We start from the raw sequence: 17168 nt of genomic DNA on the forward strand, positions 1-17168 counted from the left end.
CTTGCCATAGCCACCGCCCTGCTGGCGCTTGCCGAGAAACACGATCGGTTGCTGACGAGGAGACGCGGTGTCGTTCATGGATGAGGGCTTGCGAAGTGGACGCTGGCGACATTGCCTCGACCCCGTCATCGGGATCAATTAATTGCATTATGCAAATGATTATGTCGCCTCGCAAGTCGGCTCATGCCCGCGAGAAACGATGCGCCGTGCCCGCATGGCGCGAGCGCGGACCCTTCAATCGTCTTCGCCTTGCCTCGTGGCCAGCACGCCTTGCGCGAGCGCCCCCCACCTGCGCATCGATCCGTTCCAGGATGCTCTCGAGGCTGCGCACTTCCTGGCTGGTCAGCCCCGCGCGCAGGAAGAATTCGTTGGTCATCGCGCCCTGCTCGATCTCGTCGTAGGTCGAGCGGCCCTGCGGGGTCAGTTGAAGGCTGGCGCGCCGGCGATCGGCGGGGTCCGCTTCGCGCGTGATCAGGCCCCGCTTCACCAGCAGATCGATGGAGCGCACCACCCGATAGGGATCCGAGGAGGTCTTGGCGCCCAGCTCGCCCGCCGAAAGAGGCCCATAGCGAGCGATCACGGCCAACGAGCGCCAGGCCGGCATCGTGAGCTGGTGCTGTTCGACGTACTTGGCGGCCATCACCGCGCCGACGCGAGAGGCCACCAGGCCGAAACGGTAGGAGATCCAGTTCTCCAGGGGAAGCTTCTTCTTTGAGGCCATGACTGCCAGCGCGAGCTGCTTGAGCAAGGGTTTCCGAGGATAGCGCAGCGACCCGGTCGCGCGCGCTGGCCTTGAACCGCCTCGCCCATCTGTCCGGGGATGCCAAACACCGATTGCGGGCTCGGTTTTTTATTTTCATAATGCAAGTATCAAGGCGCGGTTTCGGGCCGAGACGGACCGGGACCGGATGCTTGGATGGATGGCGCCTTGCCGAGCAAGAGACAGAACATTCACAGGAGACAGACCCCCATGAAATACAGAAGCCGCTCCGCGCTCTTCCTGCTGCCGCTGGCGTTCGGCCCCTGGGCAGCCCGCGCGCAGGACCCATGGCCCAACCATCCGGTCCGGCTGATCATTCCCTTTCCGCCGGGAGGGTCCACCGACTCGCAGGGCCGGCTGGTCGGCCAGCACCTCGGCGAACTCTGGCGACAGCCGGTCATCGCGGACAACAGGCCGGGGGCCGGGACCGTGCTGGCAACCAACACGGTGGCGAAGGCACAGCCCGACGGCTACACCCTCGGGATCGTGGTGTCCTCGCACGCCATCAATCCCACGCTGCGCCCGAACCTTCCCTACGACACCCTGAAGGATCTGCTGCCGATCTCGGAGATCGGCGTGCAGCACATCATCCTCGTGGCCAATCCATCGCTGCCGGCCAACAACCTGCAGGAGGTGCTCGAACTCGCGCGCAAGGACCCCGGCAAGCTCAGCTATGCCAGTCCCGGCAGCGGCACGGCGCATCACCTCGTCATGGAGCTGCTCAAGTCCAGGACCGGCGTGAACATCGTGCATGTCCCCTACCGCGGAGGCGCTCCCGCGCAGCAGGACGTGATGGGCGGCCAGGTGCCCCTGCTGATGGACACGTACTACGCCAGCGAGGCGCTCATCAAGGCCGGCAAGCTCAAGCCGATCGCCCTGTTCAGCCCGAAGCGGCCAGCCAGCGTGCCCGACATTCCCGTGGTCGCGGAGACGGTTCCCGACGTCTCGGCGACCAGCAGCGTCGGCCTGGTCGCGCCCGCGGGCACGCCCTCCGCCGTCATCGCCAGGATCAGTTCCGACATCGCGCGATCGGTGCGGACAAAGGCCTTCGCCGACCGCCTGCTGACGATGGGCCTCGACCCCGTGGGCTCCTCGCCGCAGGAGTACGACCAGCGGATCCGCAGCGACATCCTCAAGTGGGCGCCCGTGATCAAGGCGACCGGGGCCACGGCCGACTGAGCAGCGCCAACGCGTGCATCGGGGGCCTGCCGAATTCATTGTTGACACATCAACGTTGATAGATCAACAATTAGCGTTTCGCAAGCTTTCGAACCCACCATGCCGGCCAAGAAAACGCCTTCCGCACCTCGGCGCGCCCAGCGCGCCAGCCCTCCCGCCAGGACGCAGGAGCGCAGACACGACGGCCATGACCCCGTCGTGGGGCGCCCGGTGCCCGGGCTCGCCACCGACTTCATCGGCTGGCTGGTCACGAGCCTGTCCGTGCGGTTGAGCCGCAGCGCTTCGAGCTACTACATGCAGCGCTGGGACATCGGGACCACCGAATACCGGCTGCTGCTGGCGCTGGGCGTCGAGCACGAATGCAGCGCCGCGTTCGTGGCCGCCGCTGCCGATGTCGACAAGGCAGCGGCCAGCCGAAGCCTCCAGGTCCTGAGCCAGCAGGGCCTGGTCGTTCTCGCCCGGCATGGGCGGGAGATGACGATCAGCCTGACCGAAACCGGGCGCTCGCTCTCGCAGGAGCTCTACAGCACCTCGCTGCAGCGCGAGACGCGCCTGACCCACGGCATGAGCGCGGCGCAGGTCAAGCGATTGCGCGCGGACCTGCACCAGCTGATCGAGAACCTGCCGCGCATGGGCGACGACAGCCTCGACGCCGATCCCGCGGACTGACTTCCTCCATTCCAAGACAACCCCACGCGAACCATGCTCAGCAAAGAAAACAACGACCTCCTGACCCGCACCGGCCCCGACACCCCCATGGGCCGACTGATGCGCTGCTTCTGGACACCGGCCATGACCGAGGCCGAAGTGCCGGCCGCCGACGAGGCGCCGGTGCGCCTGCAACTGCTCGGCGAAGCACTCGTGGTGTTCCGCGACACCGAAGGCCGGGTCGGCGTGCTCGACCAGCACTGCCCGCACCGCGGCGCCAGCCTCTTCTTCGGACGCAACGAGGAAGGCGGCGTTCGCTGCGTCTACCACGGCTGGAAATTCGGCGTCGATGGCGAGTGCCTCGACATGCCGACCGAGGCATCCGACAGCCCCATGCGATGCAAGGTGCGCGCGCGCGCCTACCCGGCGCGCATCGCCGGCGGCGTGCTCTGGGTCTACATGGGCGATCCCGACAAGATGCCGCCGCTGCCCGACTTCGAATGGCTCGGGCTGCCTTCCTCGCACGTCTACGTCTCGCGCTGGGAACAGGATTGCAACTATGCGCAGGCCATGGAAGGAGAGCTCGACAGCGCGCACGTGGGCTTCCTGCACAGCCTCGTCGACAAGACCCACGACGACGACCGCGCGCTGACGGGGCGCTTCTTCAAGAACGACAAGGCGCCGCTGTGGAAGATCGTGCCGACGCCTTCCGGCTTCCTGGCCTGCAATGGCCGTCGCGTCGACGAGAGCCAGCGCTACTGGCGCGTGAACCAGTTCCTGCTGCCGTTCTACACGATGATTCCGCCGCACCCCGCCGAAGCCCGGCTGGTGCGCATGTGGGTGCCGATGAACGACGAGCGCTGCTGGGTGCTGTGCGCCACCTTCCGGCCGGACCGTCCGCTGGAGGAGAAGGAACTCACGGCCTGGCGAAACGGCGACTACGCGCACCGCCGGGTGATTCCCGGCACCACGCGTCCCACCGAGCGGCTGGACAACGACTACCTGATCGATCGGCAGCAGCAGAAGACCGTCTCCTTCACGGGCATCGCGGGCATCCGCGCGCAGGACGCGATGGTGTCGGAGTCGGCAGGTCCCATCGTGGACCGCACCCGCGAGCACCTGGGAAGCAGCGACCGTGCCGTGGTCGCGATGCGCCGCTCGCTCATGGAGGCAGCGCGCGCCTGCGTGGACGGCCAGCGGCCTGCCGGACCCGACCATCCGTACCTCTACGGCGTTCGCGCCACCCCAGACGGTTCTGCCCGAAAGCCTCGACCCGACCGAGTCCGACGAGCTCATGGGCACCGCGCGTCCCAAGGATCTGCCAGCCGCCTCGGCCTGAGCCGGTTGCAAACAACGGCAGCACAAGAGGCGACCACGCCCCGCTGCCCTGCCCTACATGCCAAACACCAGGAGACCCACGATGAAATCCCCCCCATGCCCGACCCGGCGCGCGAGCGCTGATCCGTTCCATTGTTCTGGCGGGCCTCTTCAGCCTCGGCCTCGCGCAGAGCCAGGCGGCCGAGACCGATTACCCCAGGCAGCCGGTGAGCATCATCGTGCCCTTCGCGCCCGGCGGCAGCCTCGATGCGACGGCGCGCGTCATCGCCGAGAAGCTGCGCGACCTGCTCGGCCAGCCGGTGCTGGTGGTGAACCGCCCCGGCGCCGGCAGCGCCGTGGGAGCGCGCTACGTCGCCCAGGCCAAGCCGGACGGGTACACGCTGTTCATCGCCTCCGGCTCGGCCTTCGGCTTCCTGAACCTGATCGTTCCGAACTTCGAATACCAGCTGAAGGACTATGCCCCGTTGGGTGGCGTGGCCGTCTACACCTCGCTGTTCGCGACCAACGCGTCGGTGCAGGCCAAGACCCTGCCCGAACTGGTGAAGCTCTCGCACGAAAGGCCCGGCGGCCTGAGCTTCTGCACGACGGGCGTGAGCGGACTGAACCACCTCCAGCTCGAGATGTTCAAGGGCCTGGTCAAGACGAAGACCGGGACCGCGCTCAACGTGATCCACGTGCCCTACAACGGCGTGGCACCGGCCCTCACCGCGCTGAAGGCCGGCGAGGTGCAGGCCTGCGCGCTGCCCTACAGCACCATCGTGCGCAACTTCGAGGGCAACGGCATCCACAACATCGCCGTGCAGCGCCATGAACGGCTCAAGGCCATGCCCCAGGTCGGCACGACGGGCGAACAGGGCTACGCGGAGATGGACGACAACGAGCAGCTCGTGACCCTGTCGGCGCCCGCGGGCACGCCGGCGCCGGTGATCGCCAAGCTCGAGTCCGCGCTGCAGACCACGATGAAGGACCCCGAGATCGTGAAGAAGCTCAACGACCTCGACGTGCAGCCCACCTTCGTGGGCTCGGCCGAGGCGCGCAAGTGGCTCGAGAAGGACGTCACCAAGTTCAGCAAGGTGATCAAGGCAGCCGGCCTGGCCGTGCAGCAGTAACGAGGAAGGATGACGAGGCCGCATCCGATGCGGCCTCGAATGGACATGCAGCAAACGACCACCGACACCCCCTCGCAGGCCGACGAGCTCCTGCGGGTTCAGGTGAGCGCCATGCGCCTGGAATCGCCCGACGTGCTCAGCATGGAGCTGAGCGGCGTCGATGGCCTGGAACTCCCCCCGGCGTCACCGGGCGCCCACGTCGACGTGCGCCTGCGCGATGGATTGACCCGCCCGTACTCCGTCGTGCGTGGCGACGAAGGCATCTACGTGCTGGCCGTGAAGCGCGAGCCATCCGGCCAGGGTGGATCCGCCCATGTGCACGAGCGGCTTCGCGTCGGCGACGTGATCCGGGTCTCGGCGCCGCGCAATCATTTCGCCCTGGCCGACGACACGGGTCCCGCCGTGCTGATCGCGGGGGGCATCGGCATCACGCCGCTGCTTCCGATGGCGCGTGCGCTCGAGCGTGCGGGCCGCTCCTGGCGCCTGCACTATGCCGCGCGCGGTACCGCGGCGGCCCCTTCGTGCGCGAGCTTCGACAGCTGGGCGACCGGGTCCGCCTACACGACAGCGAGACCGCCGGACGGCTCGACCTGGCCGCGCTCGTGGCGAAGGCGGAGCCCGGAGCGCATTTCTATTGCTGCGGTCCCGCGGGCATGCTGGATGCCTTCGCCGAGGCGACGCGGGATCTCGATCCGGCGCGCGTGCATATGGAACGCTTCGGCGCCGCCGCACCGCCCGCGGATGCGGGCAGCTTCGAGGTCCGGCTCGCGAAGAGCAATCGACGCGTGCTCGTGAAACCGGACATGAGCACCCTCGACGCATTGCTCGAGTCCGGCGTGGACGTGGACTACTCGTGTCGGCAAGGCATCTGCGGCGCCTGCGAGGTCCGCGTGCTCGAGGGCGTGCCGGACCACCGCGACGAGATCCTGACCGATGCCGAGCGGGCCAGCCACAAGACGATGATGGTGTGCTGCTCCCGCGCCTGCAGCCCGGCCTTGGTGCTCGATCTCTAGGAATCCGCGCGGCTTCGGACAGAGGAATGCCCCTGGCACGGGCAGGTGCACGATTGCACGCAGGGGAGGAGGACGCTCGAATAGGCGCTTTGCCGCTCCACCCAGCCCCCTGCCCCGATGACCGCATTGCTTCCCATCGACATCGCACCGCAACTCTCGCTCTCGCGCGTCGTGCTCGAACGCCACCTGCCCTGTACCCTCGAATCCCTCCACCTGTTCGGCTCGGCCATCGACGGCGGCCTCCAGCCCGAGAGCGACATCGACCTGCTGGTCTGCGTGACCACGCCGCTGACGGCCGCGACCCGGCAGGCGCTGATGACCGACCTGCTCTCGGTGTCGGCCCCGCCAGGTACCGACGCGGCGCTGCGCCCGCTCGAGGTGACGATCGTCGTGCACGACGAGGTGCTGCCCTGGCGCTACCCGGCGCGGCGCGAACTGCAGTTCGGCGAATGGTTGCGCGACCAGTTGAAGGCCGGCGTCTTCGACGCGCCCGAGCTCGATCGCGACCTCGCCATTCTGCTGACCAAGGCCAGGCAGCACAGCGTCGCGCTGATCGGCCCGGTGGCCGAGACCCTGTTCGACCCGGTGCCCGCGAGCGACTTCGCACAGGCGCTGCGCGACACCATCGGCATCTGGAACGAACCCGCGGACTGGCATGGCGACGAGCGCAATGTGGTGCTCGCGCTGGCGCGCATCTGGTTCAGTGCGGCGAACGGAGGCACTGCTTCGAAGGATGCGGCGGCGGCTTGGGTGATCGAACGGTTGCCCGGCGAACTGCGCCCACTGATGGCGCGGGCGATGGAGGCTTATCTGGGGCAGGCGGAGGACGACCTGGCATCGCGGCAGGGTGAGGTGGCGGCGTTCGTGGCGTATGCCAAGCCGGCTGTCGAGCGGGCGTTGGCATCGAAAGGGGATGGGCCGCACTGAACATTCGGCCTGTCATCGACTTCCCGTCCATGGGGCCGTCCACGACGCTCCGACCGTGCAGGTTCAGCTGGCCTGCGTAGACACCGCCAGCGGCTGCACCGCCAACCGCAGTCCCATCGCCCTGAGAATGGCAGACAGGCTGCTGAGCGCAGGGTTGCCCTTCGGCGACAGCGTGCGATAGAGCTGGGTCGGATTCAGCTGCGCCTGCTCGGCCACGGCCTGCACACCGCCGAAAGCCTGCGTCATCTGCCTAAGCACGATCAGCAGTTCGGCCTGGTCGCCGTCGGCCAGGATGGTGTTGATGACCTCGAGCGCGAGGGCTGGATCGCTGCGATACAGCTCGGCCATCGCTTCGTCATGGGGCTTGCTTCTCATCGTCCGCTCTCCGTTGCCAGTCCTGCCAGTGAATCACCGCCTTGGCGATGTCCGCCTCCTGAGTCCGCTTGTCGCCACCGCACAGCAGCAGCACCACGCGATGGCCGGACAGCGCGTAATACACCCGGTAGCCCGGACCCAAGTCGATGCGCAATTCCCAGACACCGTCGCGGCAAAACTTGTGATCACCAAAATTGCCCAGCTCCATCCGGGCCACACGTCGAATCACCGACACCTTCGCCTGGTTGTCACGAAGACGCTGCAACCAGTCCAGGTAGGGGTCGCGGTGCTCGTCCGCCGTCAGATAGTGCTCGACGCTGTAGGCATTCATTTTCGTTTATCGACGAATAATGTCAACCCGTCGATGCAGGGCCGCATCGACTCGCCATCTTTCGCCTACTCCCTCACGCTTGCTCTTGTGAGGTGAAGACTACCCCGACGGACCTCCGTCTGAAGGCGCGCCACGCTCAGGTGGAACCTCGGCGCGGCAGAAACTTGGCAGAAGTGCAAGCAAGGTGCGGGCGCGCCGTCGCACACAGGCCTGCCGAAAAAATCAACCGTGTTTCGATCTCGCCTTGCCGCTCCCGCGCTTTCCTTTCGCAACGCCGGCCCCGCCACTTCGTTTCTCCTCACCCGCCCGCAGCTCATGCACCAAATCCACCAACGCCCGCAACGCCGCAGGCAGATGCCGATGCCCCGCGTAGTAGAGGCACAACCCGGGCACAGGCACCGTCCACTCGTCGAGCACGCGCACCAGTCGCCCGCCCGCTAAATCCTCCGCCACATACCACTCGGCCAGCTGCGCCACCCCCACCCCTTGCCGCACCGCCTCCAGCATCAGCATCGGCGCATCGAGCACCAGCGGCCCCGGCACATCGACAGTGAAAGGCTCGCCGCCTTGCGCGAACTCCCACGGTGAGGGCACGCCACTCGGCAGGCGCGCGCGGATGCAGGCGTGTTGCATCAGGTCGGCGGGCACCTCGGGCCGGGGCCGGTTCGCGAAGTACGCGGCCGACGCCACCACGGCCATGCGCAGGCTGCCGCCGAGCGGCACGCGCACCATGTCGCGCGGCACCAGCGGCGCGAGGCGCAGGCCGGCGTCGAAGCCCTCGGCGACGATGTCGACCATGCGGCCCTCGGTGACGATGTCGACGGTCACGCCCGGATGACGGCGCAGGAACTCCGCCACGAGGGGCCGGAACACCATGAGCGCCGCGCCCAGCGCGCTGTTGATGCGCAGGGTGCCACCCAGCGTGGCCCGGCGCTCGCCGACGCTGTCCATCGCATCGCGGATGTTCGTGACGGCCGGGCCTATCTGCGCGACGAACTGACGGCCGGCCTCGGTCAGCGAGACGCTGCGCGTGGTGCGATGGAACAGCCGCGCGCCGAGCCGGGCCTCGAGGCTCGACACGGCGTTGCTGACGGCGGTGGTCGACATCTCCAGTTCCACCGCCGCGGCGCGAAAACCCTGCCGCCGCGCGACGGCCAGCACCACCTCGAGTTCGATCAGGCCGCTCTTGTGCATTGTTCCGATTTTCTGGATGAGTCATCTCATTTTGATCGGATTCTCAAAACGATGTCGGATTCCTAGACTGCCTTGAACCCCGCCAACCGGCGGCAACAAACCAGGAGTCAGCACCATGTGGAACATCGACAAGGCCTACATCGACGGCGCCTTCGTGGCCGTGCAGGGCACCGAGGTCGTGGAGATCGCCAACCCCGCGACCGAACAGCGCATCGGCAGCGCGACGCTCGCCAACCGCGACGATGCGAAGCGCGCCATCGCGGCCGCGCAGCGCGCCCAGCCCGCGCTGGCCGCCACCGGCACGGCCGAGCGCATCGAGATGCTCGAGCGGCTGCGCAGCGCCGTGCTCGCGCGCACCGACGCGATCCGCGACGCGACCATCGAGGAGTACGGCGGCCCGCTCGCGCGCGCGCAGTGGGTCAGCGAATACGCCTCGCAATGCTTCGCCAACGCGGCACGCACGCTCGAGGCCTTCGAGTTCACGCGCCGCGTGGGCGATTCGACGGTGACGATGGCGCCGGTCGGCGTGGCCGGGCTGATCGCGCCGTGGAACAGCGTCGCCGGCTCGGTCTGCAGCAAGCTCGCCTCGGCGATCGCGGCGGGCTGCGCGTCGGTCATCAAGCCCAGCGAGCTGGGACCGATCCAGGCCCAGGTGGTGACCGAAGCGTTGCACGACGCGGGCCTGCCCGCGGGCGCGTTCAATGTGCTGCTCGGCCGCGGCGCGGACGTGGGCGACGAGATCGCCACCCATCCCGGCATCGCGAAGCTGTCGTTCACGGGCTCGACGCCCACCGGCAAGCTGATCGCACGCGCCGCGCTCGACACCATGAAGCGCGTAAGCCTCGCGCTCACCGGCAAGTCGGCCTCGATCGTGCTCGACGACGCCGATTTCGCGAGCGCGCTGCCGCTGGCGCTGAACGCGGCCTTCATGAACAACGGCCAGGCCTGCGTCGCGGGCACGCGGCTCCTGATCCCGCGTGCGCGCATGCGGGAAGCGATCGAACGCATCGCCGCCATCGCAACAGCGTTGCGCGTGGGCGATCCGCGCGATCCGGCCACGGCCATCGGGCCGCTGCTGAACGCGGCCCAGTTCGAGTGCATCCAGCGCTTCATCCGGCGGGGCCGGGAACAGGGCGCGACGCTCGTCGCCGGCGGCGAGGGCCGGCCCGAGGGGCTGTCGCGCGGCTGGTACGTCAGGCCCACGGTGTTCGCCGATGTGCGCAACGACATGGACATCGCGCGCGAGGAGATCTTCGGGCCGGTGCTGTCGGTGCTCGGTTACGAAGGCGAGGACGAGGCCGTCGCGATCGCGAACGACTCGCCCTACGGCTTGCAGGCCTACGTGTTCTCGTCCGATGCGCAACGCGCCCGCCGCGTCGCCGCGCGCCTCGAGGCCGGCACGGTGCTCGTCAACCGCATCGCGCCCGACCTGCTCGCGCCCTTCGGCGGGGTCAAGCAGTCGGGCATCGGCCGGGAGTTCGGGGTGTTCGGGCTCGAGGCGTTCCTCGAGCCGAAGACGATCACCACCGCCTGACCCCGGGCGCGCCGATCAGGCAATCAATCCCGCCCGCCCGAAGTAGTGGTCCGCAATCACCGGATCGTTCGCCAGTTCGCTCGCCATGCCCTCGTGCACGATGCGCCCCTGCTCGAGCACCGCAGCGCGGTGCGCGGTCTGCAGCGCGAGGCGCGCGTTCTGTTCCACCAGCAGGATGGTCATGCCCTCGCGGTTGAGCTGCACCAGCGCGCGGAACACCTCCTTGATGATCACGGGCGCGAGCCCGAGGCTGGGCTCGTCGAGCATGAGCACGCGCGGGCGCGCCATCAGCGCGCGGCCGATCGCGAGCATCTGCTGCTGGCCGCCCGACAGCGAGCCCGAGAGCTGATGGCGCCGGTCCTTGAGCACCGGGAACAGCGCATGCACGCGTTCCAGGTCCTTCGCGTCGCTGCCGCGCACGCCCGCGGCCTGGCGGCCGAGCTCGAGGTTCTCGGCCACCGACAGGGGCGCGATCACGCGCCGGCCCTCGGGCACCTGGATGATGCCGGCGCGCGAACGCAGGTGCGCGGGCATGCGCCCCAGCGGCTGGCCCTCGAAGCGGATCTCGCCGCCCGTGGGCACGAGGCCCGAGAGCGCGTTCACCAGGCTCGACTTGCCGGCGCCGTTGGGGCCGATCAGCGCGAAGATCTCGCCCTGCTTCACATGGAGGCTCACGCCGCGCAGCGCCTGGATGCCGCGGTAGTGGACGTCGAGGTTTCGGATCTCGAGCATGGTTCAGGCTCCCAGATAGGCTTCGACGACCTTCGGGTCGCGACCCACCGCCTCGGGCAGGCCGTCGGCGATCAGCCGGCCCGAGGCCAGCACGTACAGGTGCGAGCACAGCGACATGACGAAGCGCATGTTGTGCTCGATCAGCAGCACCGCCACGCCACTGGCGGCGACGTTGCGGAAGATGCCGGCGAGGCTCTCGGCCTCGGCGTCGTTCATGCCGGCCACGGGCTCGTCGAGCAGCAGCAGCTTCGGGCTGGTGGCCAGCGCGCGCATCATCTCGATGCGCCGCTGGTGGCCGTACGAGAGGCTGCCCGCTCGGTGCTCGGCCAGCGCGGCCATGCCGAAGCGCTCGAGCAGTTCCATCGCGCGCGCATCGAGCTCGCGCGCCTCGGCGCGCGCCGATGGCAGGCCCAGCAGGTTGGCCCACAGGCCGGACTTCTCGTGCCGGTGGAAACCCGCCACCACGTTCTCGCGCACGCTCGCATCGGGCACCAGGCGGATGTTCTGGAAGGTGCGCGCCACGCCGGCGCGCGCGAGCGCGGGCGCCTCGTCGCGCGAGACGTCGCGGCCCTCGAGCAGCACCCGGCCCGCTGTCAGGTGCAGCAGCCCGGTGATCAGGTTGACCACCGTGGTCTTGCCCGCGCCGTTGGGGCCGATCAGGCCGGTGATCTGGCCGGCCGGCACCTGCAGGCTCAGGCCGTCGACGGCCGGCACGCCGCCGAAATGGCGGGCCACGCCTTCGAGAACCAGGGTCGCGGTCATGGGCGCAGGCCTCCTTCGATCGATGTCTTGACGATGGGTGCCTTGGGCACCGCCGGTGCCGCGGGCGCGCGCGGCGCATGGCCCGCCTGGCGCCGCAAACGGCGGTCGTGCAGCAGCGCGATCGCGGTGTCGGCCACGCCGCGCGGCAGGTAGACGATCACCAGCATCAGCAGGATGCCCTGCACCACGTTGCGGTAGTCGGCGAACACGCGGAACAGCTCGGGCAAGGTGGTGAGAATCGCCGCGCCCACGAGCGCGCCCCACACCGAGGTGCGCCCGCCGAGCACCACCATCGCGAGCACCGCGACCAGCATGCCGAAGCCGAACTCGCCGGGCGTGATGGCGTAGCTGCTCGACGCCTGCAGCGCGCCGCCCAGGCCCGCGAGCAGGCCCGAGAGGATGAAGGCGATGCGCTGGTGGTAGGGCACCGAGATGCCGAGCGACACGGCCACGGTCTCGTCCTCGCGGATCACGTCCATCGCGCGGCCGATGCTGTGGCGGCCCATCGCGGCCAGCAGCGCGACCACCACGACCACGATCAGCAGCAGCTCGCCGGTGCCGGCCACCTTGGGAATGCCGCTGATGCCGATCGCGCCGTTGGTGACGCTGGTCCAGTTCTGCGTGGCCGACAGCACGATCTGCACCATGGCCAGGGTGGCGACCGCCTGGAACACGCCGCGCAGCCGCGACAGCGGAAAGGCCAGCACCGCGCTCGCGAGGCCGCCGAGCGCGGTGCCCGCGGCGATCGCCGCCAGCGGCGGCCAGCCGGCCTTGACCACCAGCAGCGCGCAGCCATAGGCACCGATGGCGGCGAAACCCGCGCTGCCGAGCGAGAACACGCCCGCGCGCAGCACCACGTACTGGCTCATCGCGAGCATCGCGTAGACCAGGATGTGGTCGAACAACGACTGGTAGGTGTAGAAGAAGTTCATCATGCGCGTTGCACCCGCATGGCGGCGGACGATTGACCGAACAGGCCGGTGGGCCGGACCAGGATGACGACGAACAGCGCGGTGAAGACGATCGCCTCCGCCACGCCCGAGGAGACGTAGGCCACCGCGAGCGTCTGCACGATGCCGATCGCAAGCCCCGCGATCAGCGCGCCCGGAATGCTGCCGAGGCCGCCGAGGATGATGATCACGAAAGCGCGCAGCAGCAGCGGCTCGCCCATCGCGAAGTGCACCGAGTTGAAGACCAGCCCGATCAGCACGCCGGCCATGCCCGCGAGCGCGCCCGAGATCAGGAACACCTGCATGTTCACCGGCCCGGGGTTGATGCCCAGCAATCGCGAGGTCTGCTCCGAATAGGCCACACAGCGGATGCGCTGGCCGAAGCCGGTGCGGTAGAGGTACCAGACCAGGCCGAACACCATCGCCACCACCAGCGCCACGATCACCAGTTGCAGCAGCTGCACGCGCACGCCGCCGATGGTGTAGATGACCACCGGGAAGGCATCGAAGGGAAAGCGCATCACGGCCGTGTTCGACAGCTTCTGCGCCAGCGCGAGCAGCACCAGGTCGGCGCCGATCGATGACACGATGGCCGAGAACTCCGGCGCGCCGCGGCGGCGCAGCGGCCGGAACGCGAACAGGTCCAGCGCCACCGAGACCAGCCCGCCCGCGAGCATGCCGATCAGCAGGGCGACATAGATCGGCGCGTCGAGCACCGTGACCGCGTACAGGCCCGCGAACGCGCCCCACATGAACACCGAGCCATGGGCCATGTTCATGATGTGGTTGACCCCGAACAGAAGGGTAAACCCGAGCGCGAACAGCGCGTAGACGCTGCCCACGACCACGCCATTGAGTAGTTGTTGCATCAGCATGGCGGCGATCATCGGAATGCGGCCCTTGGTTGTATGTCCCCTTGCGACGGTACGGGTGGGCCCGGGGCCGCCGTCCCCCGCATGGGGACAGACGCGCGCGGCGGGCCTGCGGACACTGGGCGCAGCACTGTGCCGACCCTGGAGACCCCATGCGCTTTCCGCAACTGCCCGTCGAGGACGAGCTCGAGATCCGTTCCCTGTTCGCCCGCTACGGCCACCTGGCCGACGCCGGCGATCCCGACTTCGCCCAGCTGTTCACCGAGGACGCCAGCTGGACTCGCGCCAACTCGCCACCGGCCTCGCAGGGCGGCAGCGGCCTGCCGCCCGAAACCATCCACGGCCGCGACCATCTGCTCGCGCTGATGGAAGAGGTGATGAAGAAGAAGTTCAGGCAGCGCATGCACCACCAGATGACCGACTTCTACGCCGTGCCCGGCGCGGGCGCCGACGAGGCCCACGGCCATGCGCGCGCGCTCATCACCGACTGGCGCGACGGTCCCGGCAAGATCGCGATGTTCGGCAAGTACGAGCTGCGCTTCCGGCGCACCGACGAGGGCTGGCGCATCGCCGACATGACCGTGCGCGTGCTGCCGAGCGCGGATTGAAAAGGACCGAACCATGAACGCCACCGCCACCCTGTCGATCCCCGACGCACCGGTCCTCGACGAGGATCCGTTCTCCGACGCGAACATCGCCGATCCCTATCCGCTGTTCGACCGCATGCGCGAGATGGCGCCCGCGGTCTACGTCGCGCCGCACGGCTACTACGCCGTCACGCGCCATGCCGAGGCCGGCATCGTCGCGAGCGACTTCGAGCGCTTCACGGTCGAGGGCGGCGTGGGCATGAGCGACATCCGCAAGCCCGGCGCCTGGCGCACGCGCAGCCCGATCTCGGAGATCGACCCGCCCGAGCACACGCGCGTGCGCGCCGCGCTCCAGCGCATCCTGTCGCCGCTGGTGGTCAAGAGCTGGAAGGAGAAGTTCGCGCAGCGCGCCGAGGAGATCGCCGAGGCCGCGGTGGCGCGCGGCCGCGTCGACGGCGTGGCCGACATCACCGAGGCCTACGTGCTCGAGGTGTTCCCGGCCGTGCTCGGCATCGCGGTGCCGCCCGAGCGCATCAAGCTCACGGGCGAGCTCAACTTCAACCAGCTCGGGCCGAACAACGAGCGCGTGGCGCAGGCGCTCGAGCGCGCCGCGCCGATCATGGACTGGTACCAGCAGGTGCTGCAACGCGAGCACACGCTGCCCGGCGGCTTCGCCGAGAAGATCTACGAGGCCGAGGACGCGGGCCATTTCGACAAGGGCACGGCGCCGCTGCACGTGCGCTCCTTCTTCCGCGCCGGCGTCGACACCACCATCGCCGGCATCGGATCGACGCTCAAGCTGCTGGCCGAGCACCCCGACCAGTTCGCGCTCGTGAAGGCCAACCCGGCGCTCATCAAGGGCGCGTTCGAGGAGGCGCTGCGGCTGGAGTCGCCGGCGCAGGTGATGTTCCGCACCACCACGGGCGAGGTCGAGCTCGGCGGCGTGCGGCTGCGCGCCGACACCAAGGTCGGCTACCACATGGGTGCCGCCAACCGCGACCCGCGCCAGTGGCCCGATCCGGCGCGCTTCGACGTCACGCGCCAGACCGCGGGCGTGCACCGCGCCTTCGGCGTGGGCGCGCACGTGTGCATCGGCCAGATGATCTCGCGGCTCGAGGCCGAGAGCATCCTCGGCGCGCTGGTGCGCCGCGTGCAGCGCATCGAACCCGCGGGCGCATCGCGCTGGCGTCCGGTAAACACGCTGCGCACGCTCGACCTGCTGCCGCTGGAGTTGGTGGCCGAATAGCATCGGGTCGGTCCGTCCCCTGCGATGGGGACTGACGCAACCCGGATGCATGAAGACACTGCCATGGCCCCCTGAGAAAAACCGCGCACCTTCGCGCGCCCTTGGAGACACACCATGACCATGCATCGCAGAGCCGCCGTCGCCGGCGCGCTGCTTCTCGCCTTCAGCGGCCTCGCCTTCGGGCAGGGCAAGGAGATCCCCGTCGGCGTGTTCAACGCCATGACCGGCACCTACGCCTTCGGCGGCGTGCCGATCCAGAACGCCATGAAGCTCGCGCTGGAGGAAGCCAACGCGCAGGGGCTGCCCGGCGGCAACAAGTTCAGGATCGTCGAGGGCGACACCGCGGGCGACAAGGGCCAGGTCATCAACCTCGTCAACCAGTTCGGCAAGCGCGACAACGTGATGCTGATCCTCGGCCCCACGGTCAGCGCCGAAGCCCTGGCCGGCGCGCCGGTGGCCAACGACCTCAAGCTGCCGATCCTCGCCATCGGCAGCTCGCCCGGCATCCTCGCCACCGGCCCGTGGGCCTTCAAGATCCAGGCCACGCCGACCGACATCATGGGCTTCCTCGGCAAGCTGGCCTCGGAGAAGCTCGGCGTGAAGCGCGTGGTGCTGCTGCACGACCAGAGCAGCGACGGCTACATCGGCCAGAAGAACGCGCTGGCCGACTACTTCACCAAGGCCGGCGTCACCATCGCGGCCGACGAGAAGTTCATCTCCTCCGACTCCAACTTCCTCGCGCTCGCGACCAAGGTCGCGACCACGCCCACCGACGCCATCTTCATCGCCGCGCCGGCCGAGGTCTCGGCCAACCTGATCCTGCAGATCCGCCAGGCCGGGCTCGAGTCGAAGGTCAAGTTCATCGGCCCGTCGACGCTGGGCTCGGCCGGCTTCATCAAGGCCGGCGGCAAGGCGGTCGAGGGCACCTACTTCGTGTCGGACTATTCGCCCAACAATCCCTCGCCGATGAACCAGGCCTTCGTGAAGGCCTACCAGGCCAAGTACAAGGCCGCGCCCGACAACTGGGCCGGCATGGGCTACGCGCTGGGCCAGGTCGCGGTGCAGGCGGTGAAGAACGCCGGACCGAACCCCGACCGCACGAAGATCCGCGACGAGCTCGCGAAGCTCAACAAGGTGCCGATGGTGCTGGGCAACGGCACCTGGAGCGTGGACGCGGGGCGCAACCCGAGCTACGGCGGCGTGCTGCTGCAGGTGAAGGGCGGGGAGTTCGTGGCGGTGCAGTGATGTCCTGAGCGCGGCGCCGCGAGCGCGGATGGCGGGCTTGCCGCACAATGCGCGGTCTTTTCGACGCCCCCGGCCATGCCCCTTCCCAAGACCGGCCTGCTCGCGCAGGTCTCCGCCGCCCATCTCGTCAGCCACCTGCACATCATGGCGCTGCCCGCGCTGCTGCCGGTGTTGCCCGGCGCGTGGGGCCTGAGCTTCGTCGAGCTCGGCCTCGCGCTCAGCGTGTTCAACGTGGTCTCGGCGCTGGTGCAGGCGCCGCTGGGCTTCGCGGTCGACCGCTTCGGCGCGCGGCGCCTGCTGATGGCCGGCCTGCTGCTGGGCGGCGCGGCCTTCGGCTCGCTCGCGTTCTCGGGCCACTACTGCCTG

General features: G+C 68.8%; 19 protein-coding genes and 1 pseudogene. 12 read left to right on the top strand and 8 right to left on the bottom strand.

Annotation, left to right across the window (positions count from 1 at the left end; all coding sequences use genetic code 11):
- Positions 1–181 precede the first annotated feature (181 nt).
- On the bottom strand, positions 182–748 hold the full coding sequence (locus tag ACHMXE_RS02635) for a MarR family winged helix-turn-helix transcriptional regulator (protein WP_395346681.1): 567 nt from the start codon (positions 746–748) through the stop codon (positions 182–184).
- A 222-nt stretch (positions 749–970) separates the two neighbouring features.
- Here ACHMXE_RS02635 and ACHMXE_RS02640 point away from each other — a divergent pair, with 222 nt between their 5' ends.
- The 7 genes from ACHMXE_RS02640 to ACHMXE_RS02670 all read left to right on the top strand — a co-directional run bounded on the left by ACHMXE_RS02640 (position 971) and on the right by ACHMXE_RS02670 (position 6974).
- Positions 971–1939 (top strand): tripartite tricarboxylate transporter substrate binding protein, encoded by a 969-nt coding sequence (locus tag ACHMXE_RS02640; protein ID WP_057597674.1) that lies wholly within the window; start codon positions 971–973, stop codon positions 1937–1939.
- Positions 1940–2038: 99 nt separating this feature from the next.
- On the top strand, positions 2039–2608 hold the full coding sequence (locus tag ACHMXE_RS02645) for a MarR family winged helix-turn-helix transcriptional regulator (RefSeq protein WP_172705342.1): 570 nt from the start codon (positions 2039–2041) through the stop codon (positions 2606–2608).
- 33 nt (positions 2609–2641) lie between these two features.
- The gene (locus ACHMXE_RS02650; protein ID WP_395346682.1) at positions 2642–4048 is read left to right on the top strand and encodes a Rieske 2Fe-2S domain-containing protein; all 1407 of its coding nucleotides are present in this window, start codon (positions 2642–2644) and stop codon (positions 4046–4048) included.
- 83 nt (positions 4049–4131) lie between these two features.
- A complete protein-coding gene (locus ACHMXE_RS02655; protein ID WP_395346683.1) occupies positions 4132–5034 on the top strand; it encodes a Bug family tripartite tricarboxylate transporter substrate binding protein in 903 nt (300 codons plus the stop codon).
- A gap of 45 nt (positions 5035–5079) precedes the next feature.
- Entirely contained in the window at positions 5080–5829 is a 750-nt protein-coding gene (locus tag ACHMXE_RS02660; protein WP_395346684.1) for a ferredoxin reductase, read from the top strand.
- 8 nt (positions 5830–5837) lie between these two features.
- Entirely contained in the window at positions 5838–6047 is a 210-nt protein-coding gene (locus ACHMXE_RS02665; RefSeq protein WP_395346685.1) for a 2Fe-2S iron-sulfur cluster-binding protein, read from the top strand.
- 117 nt (positions 6048–6164) lie between these two features.
- Complete coding sequence (locus ACHMXE_RS02670) at positions 6165–6974, top strand: AadA family aminoglycoside 3''-O-nucleotidyltransferase (protein ID WP_395346686.1); 810 nt, start codon at positions 6165–6167, stop codon at positions 6972–6974.
- A 63-nt stretch (positions 6975–7037) separates the two neighbouring features.
- On the opposite strand, the gene ACHMXE_RS02675 is transcribed toward ACHMXE_RS02670, so the two are convergent.
- From ACHMXE_RS02675 to ACHMXE_RS02685, 3 genes are all read right to left on the bottom strand, one after another.
- Complete coding sequence (locus tag ACHMXE_RS02675) at positions 7038–7349, bottom strand: DNA-binding protein (RefSeq protein ID WP_395346687.1); 312 nt, start codon at positions 7347–7349, stop codon at positions 7038–7040.
- Positions 7330–7680, bottom strand: a complete 351-nt coding sequence (locus tag ACHMXE_RS02680) for a type II toxin-antitoxin system RelE/ParE family toxin (protein ID WP_395346689.1) — start codon at positions 7678–7680, stop codon at positions 7330–7332. Before ACHMXE_RS02680 ends, ACHMXE_RS02675 begins: the two co-directional genes overlap by 20 nt.
- Before the next feature lie 222 nt (positions 7681–7902).
- Positions 7903–8874, bottom strand: a complete 972-nt coding sequence (locus tag ACHMXE_RS02685; RefSeq protein ID WP_395346690.1) for a LysR family transcriptional regulator — start codon at positions 8872–8874, stop codon at positions 7903–7905.
- A gap of 115 nt (positions 8875–8989) precedes the next feature.
- Between ACHMXE_RS02685 and ACHMXE_RS02690 the strand changes: the two genes are divergently transcribed.
- A complete protein-coding gene (locus ACHMXE_RS02690) occupies positions 8990–10408 on the top strand; it encodes an aldehyde dehydrogenase family protein (protein ID WP_395346692.1) in 1419 nt (472 codons plus the stop codon).
- A 15-nt stretch (positions 10409–10423) separates the two neighbouring features.
- On the opposite strand, the gene ACHMXE_RS02695 is transcribed toward ACHMXE_RS02690, so the two are convergent.
- The 4 genes from ACHMXE_RS02695 to ACHMXE_RS02710 are packed head-to-tail and all read right to left on the bottom strand — an operon-like array spanning position 10424 to position 13739.
- Positions 10424–11140, bottom strand: a complete 717-nt coding sequence (locus ACHMXE_RS02695; protein ID WP_395346693.1) for an ABC transporter ATP-binding protein — start codon at positions 11138–11140, stop codon at positions 10424–10426.
- A gap of 3 nt (positions 11141–11143) precedes the next feature.
- Positions 11144–11902: an ABC transporter ATP-binding protein gene (locus ACHMXE_RS02700; RefSeq protein WP_057594135.1), complete on the bottom strand. Its 759-nt coding sequence runs from the start codon at positions 11900–11902 to the stop codon at positions 11144–11146.
- Entirely contained in the window at positions 11899–12837 is a 939-nt protein-coding gene (locus ACHMXE_RS02705; protein ID WP_395346695.1) for a branched-chain amino acid ABC transporter permease, read from the bottom strand. The genes ACHMXE_RS02700 and ACHMXE_RS02705 overlap by 4 nt, the downstream gene beginning before the upstream one ends.
- Positions 12834–13739, bottom strand: coding sequence for a branched-chain amino acid ABC transporter permease (locus tag ACHMXE_RS02710; RefSeq protein WP_256222704.1), 906 nt, complete (start codon positions 13737–13739; stop codon positions 12834–12836). Before ACHMXE_RS02710 ends, ACHMXE_RS02705 begins: the two co-directional genes overlap by 4 nt.
- 137 nt (positions 13740–13876) lie before the next feature.
- On the opposite strand from ACHMXE_RS02710, the gene ACHMXE_RS02715 reads away from it, so the two are divergent.
- The 4 genes and pseudogenes from ACHMXE_RS02715 to ACHMXE_RS02730 all read left to right on the top strand — a co-directional run.
- Entirely contained in the window at positions 13877–14332 is a 456-nt protein-coding gene (locus ACHMXE_RS02715; protein WP_395346696.1) for a nuclear transport factor 2 family protein, read from the top strand.
- A gap of 13 nt (positions 14333–14345) precedes the next feature.
- Positions 14346–15557 (top strand): cytochrome P450, encoded by a 1212-nt coding sequence (locus ACHMXE_RS02720; RefSeq protein WP_395346698.1) that lies wholly within the window; start codon positions 14346–14348, stop codon positions 15555–15557.
- Positions 15558–15671: 114 nt separating this feature from the next.
- Complete coding sequence (locus ACHMXE_RS02725; protein WP_093347002.1) at positions 15672–16802, top strand: ABC transporter substrate-binding protein; 1131 nt, start codon at positions 15672–15674, stop codon at positions 16800–16802.
- A gap of 144 nt (positions 16803–16946) precedes the next feature.
- Positions 16947–17093 (top strand): annotated as a pseudogene (locus tag ACHMXE_RS02730) (MFS transporter); the annotation flags it as partial.
- Positions 17094–17168 lie beyond the last annotated feature (75 nt).

The sequence above is a fragment of the Variovorax sp. UC122_21 genome, from assembly GCF_044056785.1.
Classification (GTDB): domain Bacteria; phylum Pseudomonadota; class Gammaproteobacteria; order Burkholderiales; family Burkholderiaceae_C; genus Variovorax.